The organism is Parahaliea aestuarii, from assembly GCF_008064635.1.
GTDB classification, from domain to species: Bacteria; Pseudomonadota; Gammaproteobacteria; order Pseudomonadales; family Halieaceae; genus Parahaliea; species Parahaliea aestuarii.
Window position 1 is genome coordinate 740,970 of the sequence record NZ_VRYZ01000001.1, and the last position, 22,675, is coordinate 763,644.

General features: G+C 61.9%; 19 protein-coding genes. 11 read left to right on the forward strand and 8 right to left on the reverse strand.

Annotation, left to right across the window (positions count from 1 at the left end; all coding sequences use genetic code 11):
* Nucleotides 1–17: 17 nt before the first annotated feature.
* Together argJ and mutT are read left to right on the forward strand one after the other, a co-directional pair.
* The gene (argJ, locus tag FVW59_RS03355; protein ID WP_148062792.1) at nucleotides 18–1,244 is read left to right on the forward strand and encodes a bifunctional glutamate N-acetyltransferase/amino-acid acetyltransferase ArgJ; all 1,227 of its coding nucleotides are present in this window, start codon (nucleotides 18–20) and stop codon (nucleotides 1,242–1,244) included.
* 69 nt (nucleotides 1,245–1,313) lie between these two features.
* Nucleotides 1,314–1,709 (forward strand): 8-oxo-dGTP diphosphatase MutT, encoded by a 396-nt coding sequence (mutT, locus tag FVW59_RS03360; RefSeq protein ID WP_148062793.1) that lies wholly within the window; start codon nucleotides 1,314–1,316, stop codon nucleotides 1,707–1,709.
* Between the two features lie 19 nt (nucleotides 1,710–1,728).
* Here the strand turns inward: mutT and coaE are convergent, their stop codons facing one another.
* From coaE to pilB, 4 genes are all read right to left on the reverse strand, one after another.
* Nucleotides 1,729–2,328, reverse strand: coding sequence for a dephospho-CoA kinase (coaE, locus tag FVW59_RS03365; RefSeq protein WP_148062794.1), 600 nt, complete (start codon nucleotides 2,326–2,328; stop codon nucleotides 1,729–1,731).
* The gene (locus tag FVW59_RS03370) at nucleotides 2,325–3,194 is read right to left on the reverse strand and encodes a prepilin peptidase (protein WP_148062795.1); all 870 of its coding nucleotides are present in this window, start codon (nucleotides 3,192–3,194) and stop codon (nucleotides 2,325–2,327) included. The genes coaE and FVW59_RS03370 overlap by 4 nt, the downstream gene beginning before the upstream one ends.
* A gap of 18 nt (nucleotides 3,195–3,212) precedes the next feature.
* Nucleotides 3,213–4,436 (reverse strand): type II secretion system F family protein, encoded by a 1,224-nt coding sequence (locus tag FVW59_RS03375; protein WP_148062796.1) that lies wholly within the window; start codon nucleotides 4,434–4,436, stop codon nucleotides 3,213–3,215.
* A 61-nt stretch (nucleotides 4,437–4,497) separates the two neighbouring features.
* Nucleotides 4,498–6,213, reverse strand: coding sequence for a type IV-A pilus assembly ATPase PilB (gene pilB / locus FVW59_RS03380; RefSeq protein ID WP_148062797.1), 1,716 nt, complete (start codon nucleotides 6,211–6,213; stop codon nucleotides 4,498–4,500).
* Between the two features lie 449 nt (nucleotides 6,214–6,662).
* On the opposite strand from pilB, the gene FVW59_RS03385 reads away from it, so the two are divergent.
* The 4 genes from FVW59_RS03385 to FVW59_RS03400 all read left to right on the forward strand — a co-directional run bounded on the left by FVW59_RS03385 (nucleotide 6,663) and on the right by FVW59_RS03400 (nucleotide 11,959).
* Nucleotides 6,663–7,118, forward strand: coding sequence for a pilin (locus tag FVW59_RS03385; RefSeq protein WP_425468389.1), 456 nt, complete (start codon nucleotides 6,663–6,665; stop codon nucleotides 7,116–7,118).
* Between the two features lie 79 nt (nucleotides 7,119–7,197).
* A complete protein-coding gene (locus tag FVW59_RS03390; RefSeq protein WP_148062799.1) occupies nucleotides 7,198–9,171 on the forward strand; it encodes a hypothetical protein in 1,974 nt (657 codons plus the stop codon).
* Nucleotides 9,168–11,057: a hypothetical protein gene (locus FVW59_RS03395; RefSeq protein ID WP_148062800.1), complete on the forward strand. Its 1,890-nt coding sequence runs from the start codon at nucleotides 9,168–9,170 to the stop codon at nucleotides 11,055–11,057. The genes FVW59_RS03390 and FVW59_RS03395 overlap by 4 nt, the downstream gene beginning before the upstream one ends.
* A gap of 23 nt (nucleotides 11,058–11,080) precedes the next feature.
* Nucleotides 11,081–11,959 carry a glycosyltransferase family 2 protein gene (locus FVW59_RS03400; RefSeq protein WP_148062801.1) on the forward strand — a complete coding sequence of 293 codons (879 nt, stop codon included), beginning with the start codon at nucleotides 11,081–11,083 and terminating at the stop codon, nucleotides 11,957–11,959.
* Here the strand turns inward: FVW59_RS03400 and FVW59_RS03405 are convergent, their stop codons facing one another.
* On the reverse strand, nucleotides 11,960–12,439 hold the full coding sequence (locus FVW59_RS03405; RefSeq protein ID WP_116368614.1) for a winged helix-turn-helix transcriptional regulator: 480 nt from the start codon (nucleotides 12,437–12,439) through the stop codon (nucleotides 11,960–11,962).
* 200 nt (nucleotides 12,440–12,639) lie between these two features.
* On the opposite strand from FVW59_RS03405, the gene ald reads away from it, so the two are divergent.
* Nucleotides 12,640–13,779: an alanine dehydrogenase gene (gene ald / locus FVW59_RS03410; protein ID WP_148062802.1), complete on the forward strand. Its 1,140-nt coding sequence runs from the start codon at nucleotides 12,640–12,642 to the stop codon at nucleotides 13,777–13,779.
* A 65-nt stretch (nucleotides 13,780–13,844) separates the two neighbouring features.
* Here the strand turns inward: ald and FVW59_RS03415 are convergent, their stop codons facing one another.
* Complete coding sequence (locus tag FVW59_RS03415) at nucleotides 13,845–16,025, reverse strand: malate synthase G (protein WP_148062803.1); 2,181 nt, start codon at nucleotides 16,023–16,025, stop codon at nucleotides 13,845–13,847.
* Between the two features lie 226 nt (nucleotides 16,026–16,251).
* Here FVW59_RS03415 and FVW59_RS03420 point away from each other — a divergent pair, with 226 nt between their 5' ends.
* Together FVW59_RS03420 and FVW59_RS03425 are read left to right on the forward strand one after the other, a co-directional pair.
* Nucleotides 16,252–16,620, forward strand: a complete 369-nt coding sequence (locus FVW59_RS03420; RefSeq protein WP_148062804.1) for a cupin domain-containing protein — start codon at nucleotides 16,252–16,254, stop codon at nucleotides 16,618–16,620.
* Nucleotides 16,621–16,821: 201 nt separating this feature from the next.
* Entirely contained in the window at nucleotides 16,822–18,408 is a 1,587-nt protein-coding gene (locus tag FVW59_RS03425; RefSeq protein WP_148062805.1) for an ABC-F family ATP-binding cassette domain-containing protein, read from the forward strand.
* A 19-nt stretch (nucleotides 18,409–18,427) separates the two neighbouring features.
* Here the strand turns inward: FVW59_RS03425 and FVW59_RS03430 are convergent, their stop codons facing one another.
* Nucleotides 18,428–19,384, reverse strand: coding sequence for a LysR family transcriptional regulator (locus FVW59_RS03430; protein ID WP_148062806.1), 957 nt, complete (start codon nucleotides 19,382–19,384; stop codon nucleotides 18,428–18,430).
* 154 nt (nucleotides 19,385–19,538) lie between these two features.
* On the opposite strand from FVW59_RS03430, the gene FVW59_RS03435 reads away from it, so the two are divergent.
* Nucleotides 19,539–21,308 carry an acyl-CoA dehydrogenase gene (locus tag FVW59_RS03435; protein WP_148062807.1) on the forward strand — a complete coding sequence of 590 codons (1,770 nt, stop codon included), beginning with the start codon at nucleotides 19,539–19,541 and terminating at the stop codon, nucleotides 21,306–21,308.
* Nucleotides 21,309–21,318: 10 nt separating this feature from the next.
* Nucleotides 21,319–21,798: a ribonuclease E activity regulator RraA gene (gene rraA / locus FVW59_RS03440; protein WP_148062808.1), complete on the forward strand. Its 480-nt coding sequence runs from the start codon at nucleotides 21,319–21,321 to the stop codon at nucleotides 21,796–21,798.
* Between the two features lie 6 nt (nucleotides 21,799–21,804).
* Here rraA and nadC read toward each other — a convergent pair whose 3' ends face one another.
* Complete coding sequence (gene nadC, locus FVW59_RS03445) at nucleotides 21,805–22,638, reverse strand: carboxylating nicotinate-nucleotide diphosphorylase (protein ID WP_148062809.1); 834 nt, start codon at nucleotides 22,636–22,638, stop codon at nucleotides 21,805–21,807.
* Nucleotides 22,639–22,675 lie beyond the last annotated feature (37 nt).

Sequence of the window (22,675 nt, forward strand, 5' to 3'; positions counted from 1 at the left end):
AACTGGAATCCAAACACATGGCCACCGGCAGCGATCAAGCCCCCACCCTGTTACCCGTACCGGGTATTCGCCTGGCAACCGTTTCCGCCGGCATCAAGAAGCCCGGACGCAAGGACATGGTGCTGATTGAAGCCGCGCCGGGCACCACCTGCGCCGCCACCTTCACCCGCAACGCCTTCTGTGCGGCGCCGGTGACCGTGGCGCGGGAACACTGGCTGGAGAGCGACGGCCAGCCCCGCTACCTGCTGATCAACACCGGCAACGCCAACGCCGGCACTGGCGAGAAAGGCCTGGCCAGGGCCCGTGAATGCTGTGCCGCGGTAGCCGCGCAGGCCGGTGTTGAAGCGCGTGCGGTACTGCCCTTTTCCACCGGTGTGATCGGCGAGCAACTGCCCGCCGACAAGATTACCGCCGTGATTCCCGAGGCCCTTGCCACACTCAACAACGACGGCTGGGCCGCTGCCGCCAGCGGCATCATGACCACCGATACCCGCCCCAAGGGGGCTTCGGTAAGCTTCCAGGTGGATGGCATCGACTGCACCCTCACCGGCATCGCCAAGGGTGCGGGCATGATCCGCCCCAACATGGCGACCATGCTCGGCTACCTGGCCACCGACATGGCCGTGGAAGCCAGCGTATTGCAGCAGGTGCTGGCGGAGGCCGTGGATATTTCCTTCAACCGGGTGACGGTAGACGGCGACACCTCCACCAACGATGCCTGTATCCTGCTGGCCACCGGCGCCGCGGGCAATGTTCCCCTCGACAGCGTCAATGCGCCCGCCTATGTGGCTCTGAAGGCGGCAGTGGAAGAGGTGTGCGTGATCCTCGCCCAGGCTCTGGTGCGTGACGGCGAGGGAGCCAGCAAGTTTGTCTGTGTGCAGGTGAACGGTGGCAACAGCGAACAGGAGTGTCTGGACGTGGCCTTTACCATCGCCCACTCGCCCCTGGTGAAAACCGCGCTGTTTGCCTCCGACCCCAACTGGGGCCGCCTGCTGGCCGCCATCGGTCGCGCCGGCCTGGCCGACCTGGACGTGAACCGTGTCGGCCTCTACCTGAACGAAGTGCTGATTGCCGAGAACGGTTGCCGCGCAGAGGCCTATACCGAGGAGCAGGGCGTTGCCGCCATGGCGCCGGAAGACATTACCATCCGCGTGGAATTGAACCGCGGCGAGCGGCAGGCGGCGGTGTGGACCACGGACTTCTCCTACGATTACGTCAAGATCAACGCCGAGTACCGCACGTGAGTGCCCGCCCGGCAATTCCCGGCAGCGCCAGTGTGCGCCGCCTGCCCACCTCGCCGGCCGGCTTCCGCAATGGCTGAAGTCCACGTTGCCGTTGGCGTGATCCTGGACCGCGATCAGCGCATTCTGTTGACCCGGCGTGCCGACAAGGCTCACCAGGGCGGCCTGTGGGAATTTCCCGGCGGCAAGGTGGAGGCGGGAGAGGATGTGCTGCAGGCACTGGATCGCGAACTGCGGGAAGAACTGGCCATCTCCGTGGCGCACAGCGCGCCGCTGATTGCAGTGCGCCACGATTACGGCGACAAGGCGGTGCTGCTGGACGTCCACCTGGTTCGCCGCTTCAGCGGCGAGCCGAAAGCGCTGGAAGGGCAGCCGATGGCCTGGGTGGCCGTTGCGGATTTGCCGGACTATGACTTTCCGGCGGCGAATGTGCCGATTGTGGAGGCGGTAACCGCGGCGCTGCAGTAGCCGCGCCGGGGCGACGCCCTCAGGCAGCGGCCAGCGCCAGTAATTCAGTGTGCAGCTGTGCGGCGCGCTGCTCCAATGCGGCCAGCGTGCCGCTGTTATCCACCACAAAATCCGCTTTTGCCAGCCGCGCTTCCCGGTCCATCTGGGCGGCGATAATCCTGCGCACCTGGGCCTCGTCGTTGCTGTCGCGCGCCATGGTGCGCTCAACCTGCACCTCCACCGGCACATCCACCACCACGACCCTGTCCACCAGCAGTGACTGGCTGCCCTCCAGCAGCAGGGGCGAACTGAGTACCGTGTAAGGCGAGATCGATGCCGCCAGCTGGCGCTGGATTTCCTCGCCGATCAAGGGATGGGTCAACTGCTCCAGCCAGCGCCGCTCATCCGGATTGGCAAATACGATTTTGCGCAGGGCGGCGCGGTCGAGGCCGCCGTCGGCCTGCAGAATGTCTCCGCCAAAACGCCCGGCGATCGCCGCCAGCGCCGGCGTACCCGGTTCCACCACCTGACGGGCCACCACGTCGGCGTCCACCACGGTAATGCCCTGTGTTTCCAGGTAGCGGGTGAGGGCGGACTTGCCGCTGCCGATGCCACCTGTAACGCCAATCACCAGCTTCATTGGCCAAGCCCCGTGGATTGCAGGTAGAAGGCGGTCAGTTGCTCGCCCCATATCAGCGCCAGCCAGCCCGCCGCGGCCAGGTAGGGGCCAAAGGGAATGGGCACATCGCGGCCCCGGCGGCGCACCACCATCAGGGTGATGCCCACCGCAGCGCCCACCAGGGACGACAGCAGAATCACCATCGGCAGGGCCTGCCAGCCGAGGAAAGCGCCCAGCGCCGCCAGCAGCTTGAAGTCGCCGTAGCCCATGCCCTCCTTGCCGGTGAGCAGCTTGAACAGCCAGTACACCGACCACAGGCTGAGGTAGCCGGCCATGGCACCGATCACGGCGTCCTGCAGCGGCACATAGGTGGCAAAGAGATTGAACAACAAGCCCAGCCACAGCAGGGGCAGGGTGATATCGTCGGGCAGGAGCTGGTGGTCAAAGTCGATCAGGGTCAGGGCGATCAGGCACCAGGTGAGCAACACGGCGCCGACCATGGCCCAGGTGGGGCCGAAGTGGATGGCCAGGAACAGGCTGGCGATCCCGGTGACCGCTTCCACGATGGGATAGCGCGGCGAAATCGACGCCTTGCAACTGGCGCAGCGCCCTTTCAGCAGCAGGTAGCTGATGACCGGGATGTTCTGCCAGGGCCGGACCGGGGCCTTGCAGTGCGGGCAGTGGGAATTGGGCGCCGCCAGGCTGAGTGGCGCCGCCGGTTGCGCGTTTTCAACCTCCAGCAGCTCGCAGCAGTCCCGCCGCCACTGGGCCTGCATCATCAGCGGCAGGCGGTAGATCACCACGTTGAGAAAGCTGCCGACCACCAGGCCGAGCAGCAGTAATACAAAGGGCAGGAACCAGCTGTGCTGGTTCAGGGCGTCGAGCATGAATACCTCGCCGGGCGCTTAGATAACGGAACCCAGCATGAAGATGGGCAGGTACATGGCGATCATCAGGCCGCCCACCAGCACCCCCAGGATGGACATGATCATCGGCTCCATCAGCGAGCTGAGGCTGTCCACGGCGTTGTCCACCGCTTCCTCGTAGTGGTTCGCCACCTTGTCGAGCATGTCGTCCAGGGCGCCGGACTCCTCGCCGATGGAGACCATCTGCAGCAACATGTTGGGGAACAGCCCGGTGGTCTTGATCGAGTTGTACAGGGTGGTACCGGTGGTGACATCGTCGCGTATCTGGCGGATGGCCCTGGCGTAGACCGCGTTGCCGGCGGCGCCGGCGGTGGAGTTCAGTGCATCCACCAGCGGCACACCGGCGGCGAAGGTGGTGGACAGGGTGCGGGCAAAGCGCGCGATCACCGAGTCGTGCACGATGCCGCCGACAACCGGCATTTTCAGCGCGGTCTTGTCCAGCCACTCGGCAAACTTCACTGATCGGAAGCGGGCCTCGCGAAAGGCGAACACTATTCCCCCCAGCCCCAGCAGGATGACGAACCACCATTTCTGCACAAAGTTGGAAATGTTCAGCACGAACAGGGTGAAGGCCGGCAGGTCGGAGCCGAAGCTGCGGAACGTCTCGGCGAACTGCGGCACCACTTTGATCAGCAGGATGCCGGTGACCACGATGGCCACCACCACCACCGCCGTGGGGTAGGTCAGCGCCTTGCGGATCTTGGCCTTCAGGGCCTCGGTTTTTTCCTTGTAGGTGGCCACCCGGTCCAGCATCACTTCCAGGGTACCGGACGCCTCGCCCGAGGCCACCAGGCTGCAGAACAGCTCGTCGAAGTGGCGCGGGTACTTGGCCAGCGAGGGCGCCAGCCCGCTGCCGGAGGCGACATCGTTCTTGATGCTGTAGACCATCTCGCGCATGGTCTGCTTGTCCAGCCCTTCGCCGACGATGTCGAAGCTCTGCACCAGCGGTACGCCGGCCTTCATCATGGTGGCCAGCTGGCGGGTGAAAATGGCGATATCGGCGGGCTTGATCGGCTTGCCCTTGCCGCTGCCAAACAGGGGCTTGGGCTTCTTCTTGACCGACTTGGTCTTGATACCCTGGCGCCGCAACTGCGCCTTGGCCATGGCGGAACTGGTGGCCGTGATCTCGCCCTTCGTCGTGCGGCCATTCTTGTCGATGCCGTTCCATACGAAGACGTCGCTGCGCGCTGCACTGGTCGCCATAGAGTTTCCCCGTTTCCTTCGCTAAGGTCGCTGCTGCCCCGTGTTGTTATTGCCGGTGTCGTCAGTCTGTGGTGACCCGGTTGACCTCTTCCAGGCTGGTCAGGCCCTGGGCGGCCTTGCGCAGGGCCGACATGCGCAGGTCGTTGAAGCCCTCCACGCGGGCCTGCTCGTGGATGTCCAGAGAGTTGCCCTCCGCCATTATGATGCGGGCGATGGCCGGTGTCACTCGCACCACCTCGTACACACCCACCCGGCCCTTGTAGCCGTCCTTGCAGTGTTCGCAGCCCACCGGGTGCATCAGGGTGGCGGTTGCGAGCAATTCTTCGGTAAAGCCTTCCTTCAGCAGCACGTCGTGGGGGATGTCGTCCGCCGGCACCGCGCACTCCTTGCACAGGCGCCGGGCCAGGCGCTGGGCAATGATCAAGTCCACCGAGGTGGCCAGGTTGAAGGCCGGTACGCCCATGTTCAGCAGGCGGGTGATGGTTTCCGCCGCGCTGTTGGTGTGCAGGGTGGAGAGTACCAGGTGGCCGGTCTGTGCCGCCTTGATGGCGATTTCCGCTGTTTCCAGGTCGCGAATCTCCCCCACCATGATCACGTCCGGGTCCTGGCGCAGGAAGGAGCGCAGGGCCTCGGCGAAATTCAGGCCGACCTTGGGGTTCACGTGCACCTGGTTGATGCCCGCCATATTGATTTCCACCGGGTCTTCCGCGGTGGAAATATTCCGCTCGGGCTGGTTCAGCAGGTTGAGGCCGGTGTAAAGAGACACCGTTTTACCGGAGCCGGTGGGGCCGGTGACCAGAATCATGCCCTGGGGCTTGCTCAGGGCTTTCAGGTAGAGCGCCTTCTGGTCCTCTTCATAGCCCAGCGCATCGATGCCCATCTGGGCGCTGCTGGGGTCAAGGATACGCAGTACGATCTTTTCCCCGAACAGGGTGGGCAGGGTGTTGACCCGGAAGTCGATGGCGCGGTTGCGCGACAGCTTCATCTGGATGCGCCCGTCCTGGGGCACGCGGCGCTCGGAAATGTCCATCTGCGACATCACCTTCAAACGCGCCGCCAGCCGGGCCGACAGGTTGCGCGGCGGCTGCACCACCTCGCGCAGCACGCCGTCGGTGCGGAAGCGCACCCGGTAGTTGTGTTCGTAGGGCTCGAAGTGAATATCCGAGGCACCCTGTTTGATGGCATCCACCAGCACCTTGTTCACAAAGCGCACGATGGGGGTTTCGTCGATGCCATCGCTGCCGTCGTCGTCATCGCCTTTGCCTTCGGCGATGTCGATGTTCTCCAGGTCATCGGCGTCGATGTCCGACAGGCCCTTGCCCAGGTCGTCCTGGGATTCCATCCACTGCTCTATCAGCTTCGAGAGTACCCGCTCTTCCACCAGCACCGGGTCGGTGTTGATGCCGGTGTGGAACTTGATTTCGTCGATGGCGGAGAGGTTGGTGGGGTCGGATACGGCGATGAACAGGCGGTTGCCGCGGCGGAACAGGGGCAGGGCGTGGTGTTTGCTGATGAGGTTGATATCCACCAGCCCGCTGGGCAGCAGCTCCGGATTGAAGGCGCGGATATCAAACAGCGGCACGCCAAACTCGTTGGAGGCGATTTCCGCCAGGCGATGGCTGTCCACGTCCATCGTGTTGACGAGGTACTTCACCAGTGGAATGCGTTCCAGCGCGGCCTGCCGCTGCGCCTCCTGCCCCTGTTCCCTGGTGATCAGACCCTCTGCAGCCAGACGCCCGGCAAGGCCGCTGAGTTGGCCGGATGCTTTGTTATTCATACAGCTCGGTCACTATGTGTTTGTTAGTTGCGCCGCCGTTGGCACAACTTATCTCGCGATAGCTATCTCTGCCTGTGAACAAAACGGGCAGTGCCGAGTATACGAATTTGGCAGCGGCCGATACACCTCAAAATGGGCTTATCCCCTTATTTTTTGGGGATTTTGCGACATTGTTGTACTTGTGAATACCGGAATGGCGACGGCTGTCGCCAGTGGTTCAGACTGACGAAAAATGTCACACACTGTCTTTGAAGGGCAGCTGTGGCCTCGAATCGCAGTCCATCGAGAGTGGAGGTAGCGCCTGAAAGTGTGATGCATGTCACAAAAAGTACCCGCCTGCTGTGCTCTTATCGAGATGGCACATAACTTGCTATCAGGGAGGGGCGACGGGCTCATTTACGATGGGCCGGCCAAGCGTAAGCATCCCCAGGGGATATAAGGAGAAAGCAATGAAAATGCAAAAACAGGTTCAACAGGGCTTTACCCTGATCGAACTGATGATCGTGATTGCGATCGTCGGTATCCTGGCGGCGATCGCGCTGCCGGCGTATCAGGATTACACCATCAGGGCGAAAATGAGCGAGCCGATGGCTTCTCTGGCAGAGGGCAAAACGTCTGTTCAGGAATACTATGTGGCCCGTGGATTCCTGCCAGATTCTGCATCGGAAGCGGGTATCACGGAGTTTCAGAACAAGGACGTGGTCAAGTCTGTCTGGTTCACCTCAGCCGGCGGTCCGGCTCTGTTCGCCAGCGTCCAAACGAGTCTGTATTCCGGCGCTACAGATGGTGCTGATACCTTCATGCTTTCGGGAACCACGCGTTCTGATGGCTCGATCATCTGGAAGTGTAAGCAGGGTACAACAGATGAGATCCCCGCAAAGTACCTGCCTGGATCCTGCCGTTAATTTTGCCTAATAGCAAAAGTGGCACAGACGAAACCCGGCGCTAGCGCCGGGTTTTTTTGTTAGCAGTGGTTCAATATTCGTGATCCTGGAAAAAGGAGAATATTCCTTCAATTTTGACGGAGTCCGGTGGATTCCCGCAGTTGCAGGACTCCTTGTGGTCTGGCTGGTTTACACCATGGGCGCAGGCGCCCCCTTCACCTTTGACGACGAACCGTCGCTGACTGGCAATTATCTCGCGCATTTCTCGCCAGCCGCCCTCGATCACTGGCGAGTGGCCAGTGATAGTTCCGGATCAGGTTCGCTTCGCCGCCCGGTCACGATGTTTACGTTCTACCTCAATTTCGCTCTCAGCGGTGAGTACTCTCCACGGGCAATAAAAGCGACCAACGCATTGATTCACTGCGTGATCGCTGCGCTGTTGTATTTCCTTTTCATCAAGGTGCTGAGAGTTGCCGCCCCAACGCCGCGGAACGCCTGCCACAGGAAATTGAACTGGATGGCTGCGTTGGCAGCCGGAGCCTGGCTCCTGCATCCACTTCACGTGTCAACGGTGCTCTATTCGGTACAGCGAATGGCGCAACTGTCGACTCTCTTTGTCGTACTGGGGCTGTTGTTATTTGTCACCCTCAGAACTCGCTGGAGTCGGCGCGGGGCCACTGTGGCTGAAGTGGTCGCTGGTGGGCTGTGGCTCCTCCTGATCGGTTTGCTGGCCGTTTTCAGTAAGGAAAACGGCATTCTGCTCTGGTGGCTAATCCCGGTCTGTGAGGTTTGTCTGTTTCGCGGCTCCTGGGCCGGTAGCGAGCGCAAGTGGCTGCAATGGCTCGGATGGATCGCGTTCGTCGCGCCCTTGCTATTGATCGCTGCTGTGTTCTGGTGGCAGCCGGACATGTTCACATCGGGATATCTGCAACGCAATTTCACGATGGAAGAGCGTGTGCTGACCCAGGCGCGCCTGCTGTGGCGCTATGCCGGCTGGATTGTCTGGCCCAATATTTTTGATATGGGGTTTCAACACGATGATATACCCATATCCAAGGGGTTGTTGGCGCCGGTCACGACACTGATATCAGTGGCAGGCTTGCTGGGCGTTCTGGCTTTAGGCTTTCTTCTGAGGCGGCGTGTACCACTTCTATTATTCGCCGTCCTGTTTTTCCTGGTGGGCCATTCACTCGAATCCGGGTTTCTTGCTCTGGAGATGGTGTTTGAACACCGAAACTACCTTCCGTCTATCGGCATCTGCCTGTTGCTTGGTAGTCTGCTGCTTCAGGTGTTGAATCGTATCGATGCGTCGCGACGAGTATGGGCAGTAGCGTTTCTTGGCCTGGTGTTGATGTCCCTGCTAGCTGCCCGCGTCCATACCTGGTCCAATGACCTGCGGCTGGCACAAAGCAATCTTGCAAGACATCCTGATTCGGTTCGCTCGAACTATTACTATGCGCATACTCTGTTGCGTTATTACAGCGGTCAAGATGTATTGGGCCTGACGCCAGAACAGGCGAACGATTACCTGCTCAAGGGCCGATATTATTATGAGGTCATGCATCAGCTTGATAAGCAGGACATTGCAGCACTCGTGATGCTTTACTACCTCGATAAAGCGTACTTTCGGGCACTGGATGAGACAACCGACTGGTTAGGTGCGCTGATCGCTGCTTTTGATGGCAAGGTGCTGAAGCAGTCGGACAGGAATGCTTTGGCCGTTCTCGCCGAGTGTATGGGAGACGGCAGTTGCGAGACGAGTGAATCAGAAATGAACGCTATCTACTCGGCGCTCAAAGCGAACTACCCCAATGGCCTGGATGCCGCACTATTCAAGTATTTTTATTACCTGGCTTCCAATGCAACACCACAATTGAAGTTGCAGATGCTGCAGGAAATCCAGTCGATTCGCCCCGGGCTGATTGATCTCAATTTTTCCCGTGTAGCGGAGCTGGGTCGACTCAAAGCCCACGCTGAAATATTTGACACTCTCCTGGAATGGACAGCCGCGGATCCGGATCGCAGGTATTTGCCTGCCCTAAAGCAGCTATTTGAGGGTGGAGCGTCAGAGTGAATTACCCGATGCAGCGGGACTGGCTTTTCTGTGGCTGCCTCCTGGGTGTTGCTCTCGCATTGGCGGCCTGGCTGTACTGGCCTGGCGCAAGCGGGCCGACGATGCTGGATGATCGCTCGAGCTTAGAGGTGCTGAAAGAAGCGGAGCCTGGCGTTCGTTCCCTGGTTGAGCAAATCTTCGCAGATAAATCAGGCCCGCTCGGGCGCCCGGTTGCGATGGCAAGCTTCGTCATGGAACAGTTGGTGGTTGGCCCAACGGGCACCTGGTCAAGCAAGGCGACCAACATCATCCTGCATCTAATAAATGGTGCATTGCTGTTCTGGTTATGCTGCCTGCTCCTATCTGATGCTGGCTACCACGGATCGAAGTGGTATGCGCTGCTGGCCGCAACGATCTGGCTGGCATCTCCCCTGTACGTGAGCACGGTACTTTACGCAGTACAGAGGATGGCGATGCTCGCGGCCACTTTTATGCTGCTGACGTTGATTTCCTACTGTTACTTCCGATCGCGGTTTGTGCGGGGAGAGTTGGCCCGGCGGAGACTGATTCTGGTCATTGTTTTCCTGGTACTGGCGATTCTGTCAAAGGAGACAGGGATCGTTGTGCTGCCTGTCTTAGTGCTAATGGAATTAATGTGGTTCGAGTCGAACAAGGAAAACGCCACAAGAGAGCGGCTTTTGCGCAGGTGTGCCTGCGGTGCGGTAATCACCGGTGTGGCTGCGATAACGCTGGTATTTTTGTTGTATTCCGGGAGCGTTCTCTCGCCCTACGCTATACGAGAGTGGACCCTGCTGGAAAGAGTTCTCACGGAAGGGAGGATACTCTGGGACTATGTAGGGCAACACTACTTCCCCGATGTTAATCGAATGGGGTTGTATCATGACGACATAGTTGTTTCGCGGAGCCTGAGTGAGCCAGCTTCTACGTTTTGGTCCTTGTTGGCCTGGCTGTTTGTTGCTGTTGCTATCCTCGTCGGATTGTTGTCCAGCTTTGGGCGAAAGTTGGGATTTTGTTGGCTCTTCTTTTTGATGGGGCATAGTACTGAATCGACAGTTCTCCCCCTTGAGCTCTATTTCGAACATCGCAATTACTTTCCCGGGATAGGCCTGATTCTCTTTCCTGTGACGGTGGTTGCAGAACTGTCCCGTCGATGGCCTCCGCTAGGAGCGCCACTGCTCGCTTGGGGAGGTGTAGCTGTGACACTCCTTCTGTTCAAGACGAGCTCACAAGTTCAGATTTGGTCCAGTAACGAACTTCTCATCCTTAATCAGGTCACTTATCATCCACGATCTTTTCGCGCGAATGCCGATATGGCTTCGCTTCTGGCTTCAACTGGAGCGCTTGAGCGGGCGCTTGAGTTTTCGGCGGTAGCGCATGAATACTCTTCGGAGCCGGATGGCGACCATCTGCTGCGCAACTATGCCTTGAGCTGCATGGCATCCCGCTTACCTAATCGGCCATGGGCTCCTGGATATGAAGCATTGGCTTCTGCCAGGCCTCTCAGCTCTGTTCCTACCGTATATACGTTTGTTCAAATGGTGCAGGATGGGCGGTGTACTCACCTTGACACTTACGCTATAGCAGATGCTTTGGCGCACACTTACCTGTCTGCACAATCGAAGGTAACAGCTTCAGCGAATATGTACAGTGTTCTGGCTGTCCTGGAAAATTCTCTGGCGAGATGGGGTAATGCGTACTCCTACGCGCAACTTTTTCTTGAAGGAGCGCCAGGGAGTACGCGAGGCCAGCTAATGCAACTGCATTTTACTACCGCCTTAGGTAAAGTAGACGAAGCAGCCGAGCTAAAGGCCCTTCTGCTTGAAAAACAGGCGCATGGCGAACTCACGGTAGCCGAACAAGAGAACTTGGCGCTTTACGTTCAATAATCAGAGTCCGGAGTTCTACACGGGTGCATCTTTCCATCGTCATCCCCGCAAAAAACGAAGAACAGGGCCTGTCCAACACCCTGCCGCGCCTTGCTGAACTCTACCCCGAGGCGGAGATCATCGTTGTCGATGACGGTTCGACGGACGGTACTCGCGGTATCTGCGAAGCATCCGGGGTAAAGGTGCTGTCCCAGCCCTACAGCAAGGGCAATGGCGCGGCCATCAAGGCCGGTGCCCGCGCTGCCAGCGGCGACGTGATTGTATTCATGGACGGTGACGGCCAGCACGACCCCATGGATATTGAACGCCTGCTGTACAAGATGGACGAGGGCTACGACATGGTGGTCGGTGCCCGCAGTGGCCTGTCTGACCAGGCCAGTATCGCGCGCTGGGGGGCGAACGGGTTTTACAATCGCCTGGCCAGCTGGATGGTGAACAAGAACATTCCCGACCTCACCTCGGGCTTTCGCGCGGTGCGGCGCAAGAAGTTCCTCGGCTTCCTCTACCTGCTGCCAAACGGTTTCAGCTATCCCACCACTTCCACCATGGCATTCTTCCGCGCCGGGTATTCGGTGGGCTTTGTGCCGATCTCGGTATCCCAGCGGGTGGGCAAGAGTCACATCAATGTGCTGCGCGACGGGGTGCGCTTCCTGCTGATCATCTTCAAGATCGGCACACTGTACTCGCCGCTCAAGGTTTACTTTCCCACTTCGGTGGCGGTTGCCGGTATTGGCTTCCTCAACTACCTGCTGGCCTGGGCGGCCTCGGGCTCTTTTCGTTTCACCAATATGAGCACGCTGCTGGTGCTGGCGGGCATGATCATCTTCCTCATGGGGTTGCTCTCGGAACAGCTCACCAACCTGCAGTACAAAGACGCGGATGCCGACCCGGACGACGAATGATCAGTAGGGCACTTTCAGTGCCAGCGTCTCCTTCACCTGCTCCATCACCACGTAGCTGGTGGATTCCAGTACACCTGGCAGGGTAAGCAGGGTCTCCCCCAGAAATTCACGGTAGGCGGTCATGTCGGCCACCCGCGCCTTGATCAGGTAGTCGAAGTTACCGGACACCAGGTAGCACTCCTGTACTTCCGGCAGGTCGAAGGCGCTGTTCTTGAATTCCTCGAAGATGTCCTGGGCGGTGCGGTTCAGGCGGATCTGCACGAACACCACCAGGCCGGCATCCAGGTATTCTGGATTGAGGATGGCCTGGTAGCCGCGAATGATGCCCTCGCGCTCCAGGCGTTTGATGCGCTCCTTGCAGGGCGTGGGCGACAGGCCGACTTCTTTGGCCAGGTCCACATAACTCATGCGGGCATCATTCTGCAGCAGGCGCAGGATTTTGCGGTCAATGCGGCTGAGGGTGTGGGCGCGGCGTTCCATGAAATTCCCTGGCAATTTGGTTATAAAAACTGATTCGATTAATACATTTTGGCTTTTAAATAGCTGAAAGCGCTGTTTGCGGGCCTCAAGTTTGTGAATCTACTGATTTGCAGGGAAAACTCCAGTGAAAATCTCCGCTATCGCCTTCTAGACTGGTGGTTTAGACACTTATTTAGCTGGCCCTGACCAAGGAGGCTCACATGTTGATCGGCGTACCCAAGGAAATCAAAAACCACGAATACCGCATCGGCCTTACCCCGGCCGGGGTCAAGGAACTGGTGAGTCACGGTCACAAGGTATTGGTGGAGCACGACGGTGGCCTTGCTATTGGCTTCGACAACGAGCAGTACCTCGGCGCCGGGGCGGAGATTGTCGCCAGCGCCGAGGAAATCTTCAAACGGGCTGACATGATCATCAAGGTAAAGGAGCCCCAGCCCGCGGAGTGTCGCCAGCTGCGCCCGGGCCAGTTGCTGTTCACCTACCTGCACCTGGCCCCGGACCCGGAGCAGACCCGCCTGCTGCTGGAATCCGGCGCCACCGCCATCGCCTACGAGACCGTCACTTCCGACGGTGCCGGCCTGCCGCTGCTGGCGCCCATGAGCGAGGTGGCCGGCCGCATGGCGATCCAGGCCGGCGCTCACAATCTGGAAAAGGCCCAGGGCGGCAACGGCATGCTGCTGGGTGGCGTGCCGGGCGTGGAGCCGGCGAAAGTGCTGGTGATTGGCGGCGGCGTGGTGGGTATCAACGCCGCGCGCATGGCGATGGGGCTGGGGGCGGACGTCACCATCCTCGACAAGTCACTGGATCGCCTGAAAGAGCTGGATATGCACTTCGGCGGGCGCCTGAAAACCATTTACTCCACCGCCGATGCCATCGAGCGCCATGCGCTGGAGGCGGATGTGGTGGTCGGCGCGGTACTGATCCCCGGCGCCGCGGCGCCCAAGCTGATCAGCCGCGAGCTGGTGAGCCGCATGAAGAAAGGCGCGGTGATGGTGGATGTGGCGATTGACCAGGGCGGCTGCTTTGAAACCAGCCGCGCGACCACGCACCAGGACCCGACCTACGTGGTGGACGGCGTGGTGCACTACTGCGTGGCCAACATGCCCGGTGGCGTGGCGCGTACCTCAACCATGGCGCTGACCAATGCAACCCTGCCCTATGCGCTGAAACTGGCGAACCTGGGGGTGGAAGCGGCGCTGGATCGCGATCCGCACCTGCGCAACGGGCTGAATGTGCATGCAGGCATGATTACCTGCGAAGCGGTGGCCGAGGCGCTGGACTATGACTATGTGGAGCCGATGACGGCACTGGGTCGCACGGCGCTGCAGCAGTCTGCTTGAACTGAAAGGCGCCCCGGCTATCGCGGGGGCGCCTGGAAGATTCAAGTCATTGAAGCGGGGCGTTGTTACGCCCCGTATTTCGCTTTTGCTTCCCGCCGCCGCCGGTGCAGGACTGGCTCGGTATAACCGTTGGGCTGCGCGCAGCCCTCGAACACCAGTTCACAGGCCGCCTGGAACGCCACTGAGTCAGCAAAGCCGGGGGCCATATTGCGGTAGCCCGGGTCGCCGGCATTCTGCTCGTCCACCACCGCGGCCATGCGCTGTAGCGTCTCGCGCACCTGCTGTTCACTGCACACGCCGTGGCGCAGCCAGTTGGCAATGTGCTGGCTGGAGATGCGCAGGGTGGCGCGGTCTTCCATCAGGCCCACATTGTTGATGTCCGGCACTTTCGAGCAGCCCACCCCGGCGTCGATCCAGCGTACCACATAGCCGAGAATGCCCTGGGCGTTGTTGTCCAGCTCGCGCTGGATGTCGTCCGCAGATAAACCTTCCGCTCCCTTCAGCGGAATGCTGAGAATGTCGTCCAGCGACGCGCGCTGGCGGTTTGCCAGTTCTTGCTGGCGCGCGGCCACATCCACTGTGTGGTAGTGGGTGGCGTGCAGGGTGGCGGCGGTGGGTGAGGGCACCCAGGCGGTGTTGGCGCCGGCCTGGGGGTGGCCGATCTTGGCTTTCAGCATCTCGGCCATCAGGTCCGGCATGGCCCACATGCCCTTGCCGATCTGGGCGCGGCCGCGCAGGCCGCAGGCCAGGCCGGTGTCCACGTTCCAGTCCTCGTAGGCGTTGATCCAGGGCTCTTGCTTCATGGCGCCCTTGGGCGTCATGGCGCCGGCCTCCATGCTGGTGTGGATTTCGTCGCCGGTGCGGTCGAGGAAGCCGGTGTTGATGAACACCAGCCGTTCGCGGGCGCGGCGAATGCACTCCTTCAGGTTGATGGTGGTGCGGCGCTCTTCGTCCATGATGCCGAGCTTGAGCGTGTTGCGCGCCAGGCCCAGGGCGTCCTCGATACGGTCGAACAGCTCGCAGGTAAAGCTCACTTCCCCGGGGCCGTGCATTTTTGGCTTCACGATGTACACGCTGCCGCAGCGCGAGTTGCGCGGCTCGTCACTGCTTTTCTGCAGGTCGTGCAGGGCAATCAGGGCGGTAAACATGCCGTCCATGATGCCCTCGGGGATCTCGCGGCCCTCGCTGTCGAGGATGGCGTCGTTGGTCATCAGGTGGCCGACGTTGCGCACGAACATCAGGCTGCGGCCGGGCAGTACCAGGTCGTTGCCATCGGCGCCGATAAAGCGGCGATCCGGGTTGAGGCGGCGGGTATGGGTATCGCCATCCTTGCTGATGGATTCGCTGAGGTCGCCGCGCATCAGTCCCAGCCAGTTGCGATAGACCACCACTTTGTCGTCGGCGTCGACCGCGGCAACCGAGTCCTCGCAATCCTGGATGGTGGTCAGGGCGGCTTCCAGGGCGATGTCTTTCACCCCGGCGCGGTCGGTAGCGCCGATGGGATGGGTGGTATCGATCTGGATATCGATGTGCAGGCCGTTGTGGCGCAGCAGCACGTTGGTGGGTGCATTGGGCTCGCCGGCGTAGCCGCGGAACTGGGCCGGGTCGGCGAGCGAGGCGATCTGGCCCTCTTGCAATACCACCTGCAGCACGCCGCCCACCACGGTATAGGCTTTTGCCTGGCTGTGATCGCCGGTGGACAGGGGGCAGTGGGCATTGAGGAAATCGCGGCCCATGGCGATGACCTTGTCGCCGCGCACCGGATTGTAGCCGGGGCCCTTTTCCGCGCCGCCGTCTTCGCGGATTACATCGGTGCCGTACAGGGCGTCGTACAGGCTGCCCCAGCGGGCGTTGGCGGCATTCAGTGCATAGCGTGCGTTCATCACCGGCACCACCAGCTGGGGGCCGGCGAGGGTGGCGACTTCCTCGTCCACGTTCTCGGTGGCGATGGTGACGTCGCCCGGTTCCGGCAGCAGGTAGCCGATTTCTTCAAGGAAGGCTTTGTAGGCGGCGCGATCATAGCCAGCGCCAGGGTGGTCGCGGTGCCAGGCGTCAATCTTCGCCTGCAGCGCGTCGCGCTCGGCCAACAGCGCACGATTGCGCGGGCCGAGCTCGTTGACGATGGCCTCCAGAGCGGACCAGAACGCCTCCGGGGCGACGCCGGTGCCCGGTGCAATATCCCGCTCCAACAGTTCATGCAGAACGGCGGCAATCTGCAGGCCGCCTTGCTGGATACGCTCACTCATGCTGTACATCCTTTGCTGGCCGCGCGAAGCGGCGGGTCTCTGGTAGTAAAGCCGAATTCTAGGAGGGCACCCATAATTTAGCTAATTTATCGTTTTTATCGTGGCCATGCGCTTTGTGAATGGTTGCAGGAGGGCTTGTTGCTAACCCCATCGGGGAATGCGCTGCATCTGGCTGGACAACATAGCGCTCTGCTATTGTTGCCGCCGTCTAAACAGAGGACCATCCATGTCGACACCTTTTCCCTTGATCAAGCTCAACACCCGTGACGTCGAAGCGGAAACCTACTATCTCGACGCCGCCAAGCTTATAGCAGGTAACCCCAGGCAGACCCTCTGGAACCACTACACCGACCCCACCGGCCGCTATTTCGCCGGCTTCTGGCACAGTGAGCCCGGCAAGTGGCACATCAACTACACTGAAGAAGAAACCTGCCATCTGCTGGAGGGTGTCAGTATCGTGACCGACGAGGCGGGAGCCGCAACCACCCTCAGGGCGGGCGACAGCTTTGTGATCCCCCGGGGCTTCACCGGCACCTGGGAGGTGGTCGAAGCCACCCGGAAACTCTACACAATTTACGAAGAACCCGGCCAGTGAGAGGATCGCGCGGTGGCGTTGCAAGCGCCGCCGGACTCAGGCCGCGTGGCAATCGCCATTAGCAGTGGGTATCATGCCCGGCCGCGGCTAAAGTCGCCGGGTTCCCTTTGTCTGCAGGAGTGAAAACGATGGATAACGCAGTTCCCGCCAGAGTCTGGCTTATCGCACATCGTCTCAAATTTGCGGTCCGGGGAATTGTCCATGCCTGCTTCTGTTATCACCCTGCGCGGGGTCACAGCGCTTACGCCTGAAGGGCGCGCGCTCTTCACTCAACTCAATCTCGGTTTTTCCAGCGAGCGCACCGGCCTGGTGGGGCGCAACGGTGTGGGTAAATCCACGCTGTTGCGGTTGATCGCCGGCGACGTGAAGCCGGATGCCGGCGCTGTCGAGTGCTCCGTCACTGTCGTTTGGCTGCGACAGGGCTGCGGGGCGACGATACGCGGTACCGTGGCGGAGCTGTTTGGTATCGAAGCCGCTCTTGCCCGCCTGGCCCGCATAGAAGCGGGGCAGGGCACACTGGCGGATTTCAGCGCAGCGGACTGGACCCTGCCGGCCCGCTTCGAAAGCGCCGTTCTCGGCAGCGGTCTCGATGTACGGGCCGATACGCGCATAGAAACCCTGTCCGGCGGCCAGCGCACCCGCCTGGCGCTGGCGGCGCTGTTGTTTGGCGAGCCGCAATTCCTGCTGCTGGATGAACCCACCAATGACCTCGACAGCGAGGGCCGCGCCGCTGTCCTGGACCTGCTCGCCAACTGGCGTGGCGGCGCGCTGGTGGTCAGCCATGACCGCAACCTGCTGGGCCAGATGGACTGTATCGTTGAACTCACCGGCCTGGGCGCAACGCGCTACGGGGGCAACTGGCTGCATTACCAGGCGTCGAAGCAGGCCGAGCTGGCCGCCGTCGAGCGCGATGTGGCCGATGCCCGCAAGCAACTGGCCGCGACACAGCGCAGCGCGCAACAGCGTGTGGAGCGCAAGGCCCGCAGCGATGGCGCCGGGCGGCGCAAGCGCGCCAGGGGCGATGCCCCGAAGATTCTGCTGGATGCCAGGAAAGAGCGCAGCGAGGCGACCGGCGGCGGCAACGCGCGCCTTGCAGAAGCCCGCCAGGCCGCCGCGGAAAGCGCACTGCAAACCGCGCGCGACAAGGTGGAAATACTGCAAGCGCTCAGTATTGATTTCCCCTCCGTCGGGCTGGCTCGGGGCAAAACGGTCCTCGAACTGGAGGCGGTGACGGCTGGCTACGCGCCTTTGCAGCCGGTGTTGCAGGATGTTTCGCTGAGCGTGAGCGGCCCCGGGCGCGTGGCGCTTACCGGCCCCAACGGTTCCGGCAAATCGACCTTAGTGGCGGTGATTACCGGTGAACTGGCGCCGCTTTCCGGGCGGGTGGCATGCCGGGTGGATTGGGCTCGGCTGGATCAGCGGACCGGGTTACTGGCCGAGCACGCCACCGTGCTGGACAATTTCCGCCGGCAGAATCCCGGGCTGCCGGACGAGGCCTGCCGCGGGGCGCTGGCGCGCCTCGGTTTCCGGGCCGCCGCGGCCCTGCAGGAAGTCGCCAGCCTGAGTGGCGGCGAACGCCTGCGCGCCGCCCTGGCCTGTGTGCTGGGTGGTGAGTCGCCGCCGCAGCTGCTGTTGCTGGACGAACCCACCAATCACCTGGACCTGGAGGCGATCGCCGTCCTGGAAGCCGGGCTCAGGGCCTATGACGGCGCCCTGCTGGTGGTGAGTCACGATGAGGCCTTTCTCGACGCCATCGGGATCGACCGGCGCATCTCCCTCGGGAATTGATCCGGCGCTGGCGCCGTGCTCAGGGCAGGGGCGCCTGCCCGTCCATTTCCCGCGCGGTATCGGCGATCAGCTTGCGCAGCCACTTGTTGGCGGGGTTGTGCTGCAGCAGGGGGCTCCAGGCCATTTTCAGTTCCAGCGGCGGGATATCCAGCGGCGGCTCGCGCAGCACCACCCGCGGGTTGTTGCGCTTGAGCATGGCGGCGCGGGTGGGCAGGGTGACCACCAGGTCGTTCTGCTCCGCCAGGGTCATGGCGGCCTGGTAGTGGCGGGTAAACACACGGATCTGGCGTTTTTTGCCGAGCTTTGACAGGGCGCTGTCCACCCAGCCCAGGCGCTGCACATCGTCCGGGTCCACACCCACGCCCACGCCCATGCCGGTCTTGCTCACCCAGATGTGGTTGGCCTTCAGGTAGTTGTCGAGGGTGAAGTCATCCAGCAGCGGATTTTCCGGGCTCAGCAGGCAGGAGAAGGAGTCGTTCCACAGGTGAATCTGGTGAAAGGACTGGGGCATGGAGTCGAAGCGGTTGATCACCATGTCCACCTTGCCGCGCTCCACATCGAGGAAGCTCACGTCCGAGGGGGTCATGATGTCCAGGGTCAGGCCCGGCGCCTGGGTGCGCAGCTTGCCGAGCACGGTGGGCAGCAGGGTGGATTCGGCGTAGTCGCTGGCCATGATGCGGAAGACGCGGCTGGCCTGGTCCGGCTCAAAGGCGGAGCGCGGCTGCACGGCGCGATCGATTTCCGTCAGCACCTCGCGCACGATGGGCTCCAGTTCCAGGGCGCGCTCGGTGGGCGTCATACCGTCGGAGGTGCGCACCAGCAGCGGGTCGTCGAACAGCTCCCGCAGTCGGCGCAGGCCGTTGCTCATGGCGGGCTGGGACAGGTTCAACTGGTTGGCGGCCTGGGTCACATTGCGCTCCCGCAGCAGCGCGTCCAGGTAGACCAGCAGGTTGAGATCGATACGGTTCAGGTTCACGGGGCCCCCGGTGGCGATTTATTCACCCAGTGAATGCCTGGGATGCTGTGGATCAATTTACGAAATTATACGCGGCCCGATACAATTGCCAATCCGTGCCGCCCTTCCGTGGTGGTATCGTCATCTTTCAGGTATTCAACTCACTGGTATTCCCATGGCCTATTACCGCGCCCCCCTAGACGATATGACCTTTCTCATCGATGAACTGCTGGATGCCGGCAGTCGGCTGGGCAACCTGCCGGCCTACGCGGAGTTGGGCGTGGGGCCGGAACTCACCACCGCCCTGCTGGACGAGGCCGCCAAACTGGCCGGCGATGTGATTTCCCCCCTGCGCCGGGTCGGCGACGAACACCCGGCCACCTGCGCCGATGGTGTAGTGTCGATTTCCCCCGGCTATGCTGAAGCCCTGCAGCAACTGGGTGAAGGCGGGTGGTTCGGGATTGCCGCGGATCCCAACTATGGCGGCCAGGGCTTGCCGGAGCTGTATTCTACGGCGGCCTTTGAAATGTGGAACAGCGCCGACATGGCCTTCGCCCTGCAGCCGATGTTGAGCGCCGGCGCGGCGCTGGCCATTGCCGAACACGGCAGTGATGAACAGAAGCAGCGCTGGTTGCCGAAGATGTACAGCGGCGAGTGGTCCGGCACCATGAACCTGACCGAATCCGGGGCCGGCTCCGACCTGGGTGTGATGAAGGCCCGCGCAGTGCCGGAGGGCGAGCACTATCGCATCCACGGGCAGAAGATATTCATTACCTGGGGCGATCACGAAGCCTGTGAAAACATCGTGCACCTGGTGCTGGCCAAGCTGCCCGACGCGCCCGAGGGCAGCCGCGGGATTTCCCTGTTTATCGTGCCCAAGTACCTGGTCAATGAAGACGGCAGCCTCGGCGAGCGCAACGATGTCTACCCGGTGTCGGTGGAGCATAAGCTCGGCATCCACGGCAGCCCCACCTGCGTGATGGCCTTCGGCGACAACGACGGCGCCATCGGCTATCTGCTGGGCGAGGAGAACCGCGGCCTGGCCTGCATGTTCACCATGATGAACGAAGCGCGCCTGAAAGTCGGCATGCAGGGCCTGGGTATGTCGGTCGGCGCCTACCAGCAGGCGGTGGAGTACGCCCGCGAGCGAGTGCAGGCCGGGGTGCCGATCATCCAGCACCCGGATGTGCGCCGCATGCTGCTGACCATGAACGCACTGAATGAAGCCATGCGCGCCCTGGTGTATACCGAGGCCCTGAGCATGGACCTGGCCCACGCCGGACCCGAGGCGGAGCGCGCCGGCGCCCAGACCCGGGTGGACCTGATGATCCCGGTGATCAAGGGCTGGCTGACCGAGGTGGGCCAGGAACTGACCTCCCTCGGCGTGCAGGTGCACGGCGGCATGGGTTACGTGGAGGAAACCGGCGCGGCGCAGTTCCTGCGCGATGTGCGTATCGCGGCGATTTACGAGGGCACCAACGGCATTCAGGCGGCGGACCTGGTGGGCCGCAAACTCGGTCGCGATGGCGGCGGCGCCATGCTCGATGTGCTGGACCAGGTGGCGGATACCGTGTCCGCCCTCAATGCCAGCGGCGACGCGCAACTGGCGGGCATTGGCGCGGCCCTGGCCGGCGCGGCGGCGGATTTGCGCGGTACCACCGAACAGATCGTCGCCAGCCTGAAGGCCGATGCGGAAGTAGCGCTGGGCGGCTCCTTCGATTACATGATGCAGGCGGGCTATGTGCTGGGCGGCTGGCACCTGGCGCGCGCGGCCCTGTTGTGTCACGAGCGCATCGCCGCGGGTGAAACGCGCGAATTCTATCCGCGCAAGATTGCCACCGCGGCCTTCTACACCGAGGTGATCCTGCCGCGCAGCGCTGGCCACTCAGGAGCCCTGCGCGGCGCCGGTGGTCAACTGAAGGCCTTTCCTGAAAACTGGTTCTAGGGAGACAACTGTGAGTACGCTGTCCACACCCGATCTGTCCGACAATGCCCCCGAGGCGCAGGCCATCGAGTTGCCGTTTGCCAACTACGGGGCGCGCAAGCAGTTCAGCGGCCGCGCTGTCACCATCAAGTGTTTCGAAGACAACTCACTGGTCAAGGCACTGGTGGCCGAACCCGGTGAGGGGCGAGTGATTGTGGTGGACGGCGGCGGTTCCCGCCGCCGCGCCCTGCTGGGTGACATGCTTGCCGAGCAGGCCGCCGCCAGCGGTTGGGCCGGTCTGGTAATTTACGGGGTGATCCGCGATGTGGACGAGATCGGCCGCACGGATCTCGGGGTGCAGGCCCTTGGCACCGTACCGCTCAAGACCGACAAACGCGGTGAGGGGCAGCGGGATATTCCGCTGCATTTCGGCGGTGTGGTGATTGAGCCCGGCGACTATATCTATGCCGATAACAATGGCGTACTGGTGAGCAAGGTAGCGCTGGGCTGAGCGGCCTTAATCCAGCCGCATCGACAAATCCATCGCCTTGCAATCCTTGGTGAGGGCGCCGATAGAGATAAAGTCCACCCCGGTTTCCGCCACCGGGCGCAGGGTCACGTCGGTGATGTTACCGGAGGCCTCCAGTTCTGCCCTGCCCTTGGCCAGGGTCACTGCCTCGCGCATTTTTTCCAGGCTGAAGTTGTCCAGCATGATGCGGTCGGCGCCGGCCTCCAGGGCCTGGGCCAGTTCGTCCATTGATTCCACTTCGACTTCCACCGGCTTGCCCGGGGCGATGCGCCGGGCCGACTGTACCGCTTTGGCAATGCCGCCGCAGGCGTTGATGTGGTTTTCCTTGATCAGGAAAGCGTCGAACAGGCCGATGCGGTGGTTGTGGCAGCCGCCACAGCTCACTGCGTACTTCTGCGCCATGCGCAGGCCGGGAATGGTCTTGCGCGTGTCCAGCAGGCGCACATTGGTGCCCTGTACCTGGTCGGCATAGCGGCGGCAGGCGCTGGCGGTGCCGCTCAGCAACTGCAGGAAGTTGAGGGCGCTGCGCTCGGCCGTGAGCAGGCCGCGAGCGGGGCCGGAGAAGGTGAACAGGGTGTCGTTGGCGGCCACGGCTTCACCGTCCTGGTGTTGCCACTGCAGTTGTATGCCCGGGTCGACGGCCTTGAACACCGCATCCGCCCAGGGGCGCCCGCACAGCACGCCGGCCTCCCGGGTGATGACCCGGCCCGTGGCCAGTGTGTCGGCGCCAATCAGTTCGGCGGTAATATCGCCGCTGCCAATATCCTCGGCGAGGGCGGCCTGGACATTCTGTTGGATGATGTCGGCGGGCAGCTTCAGCATGGTGGTCACTCATCGTGCAGGGGAGGGGGATTCTAGC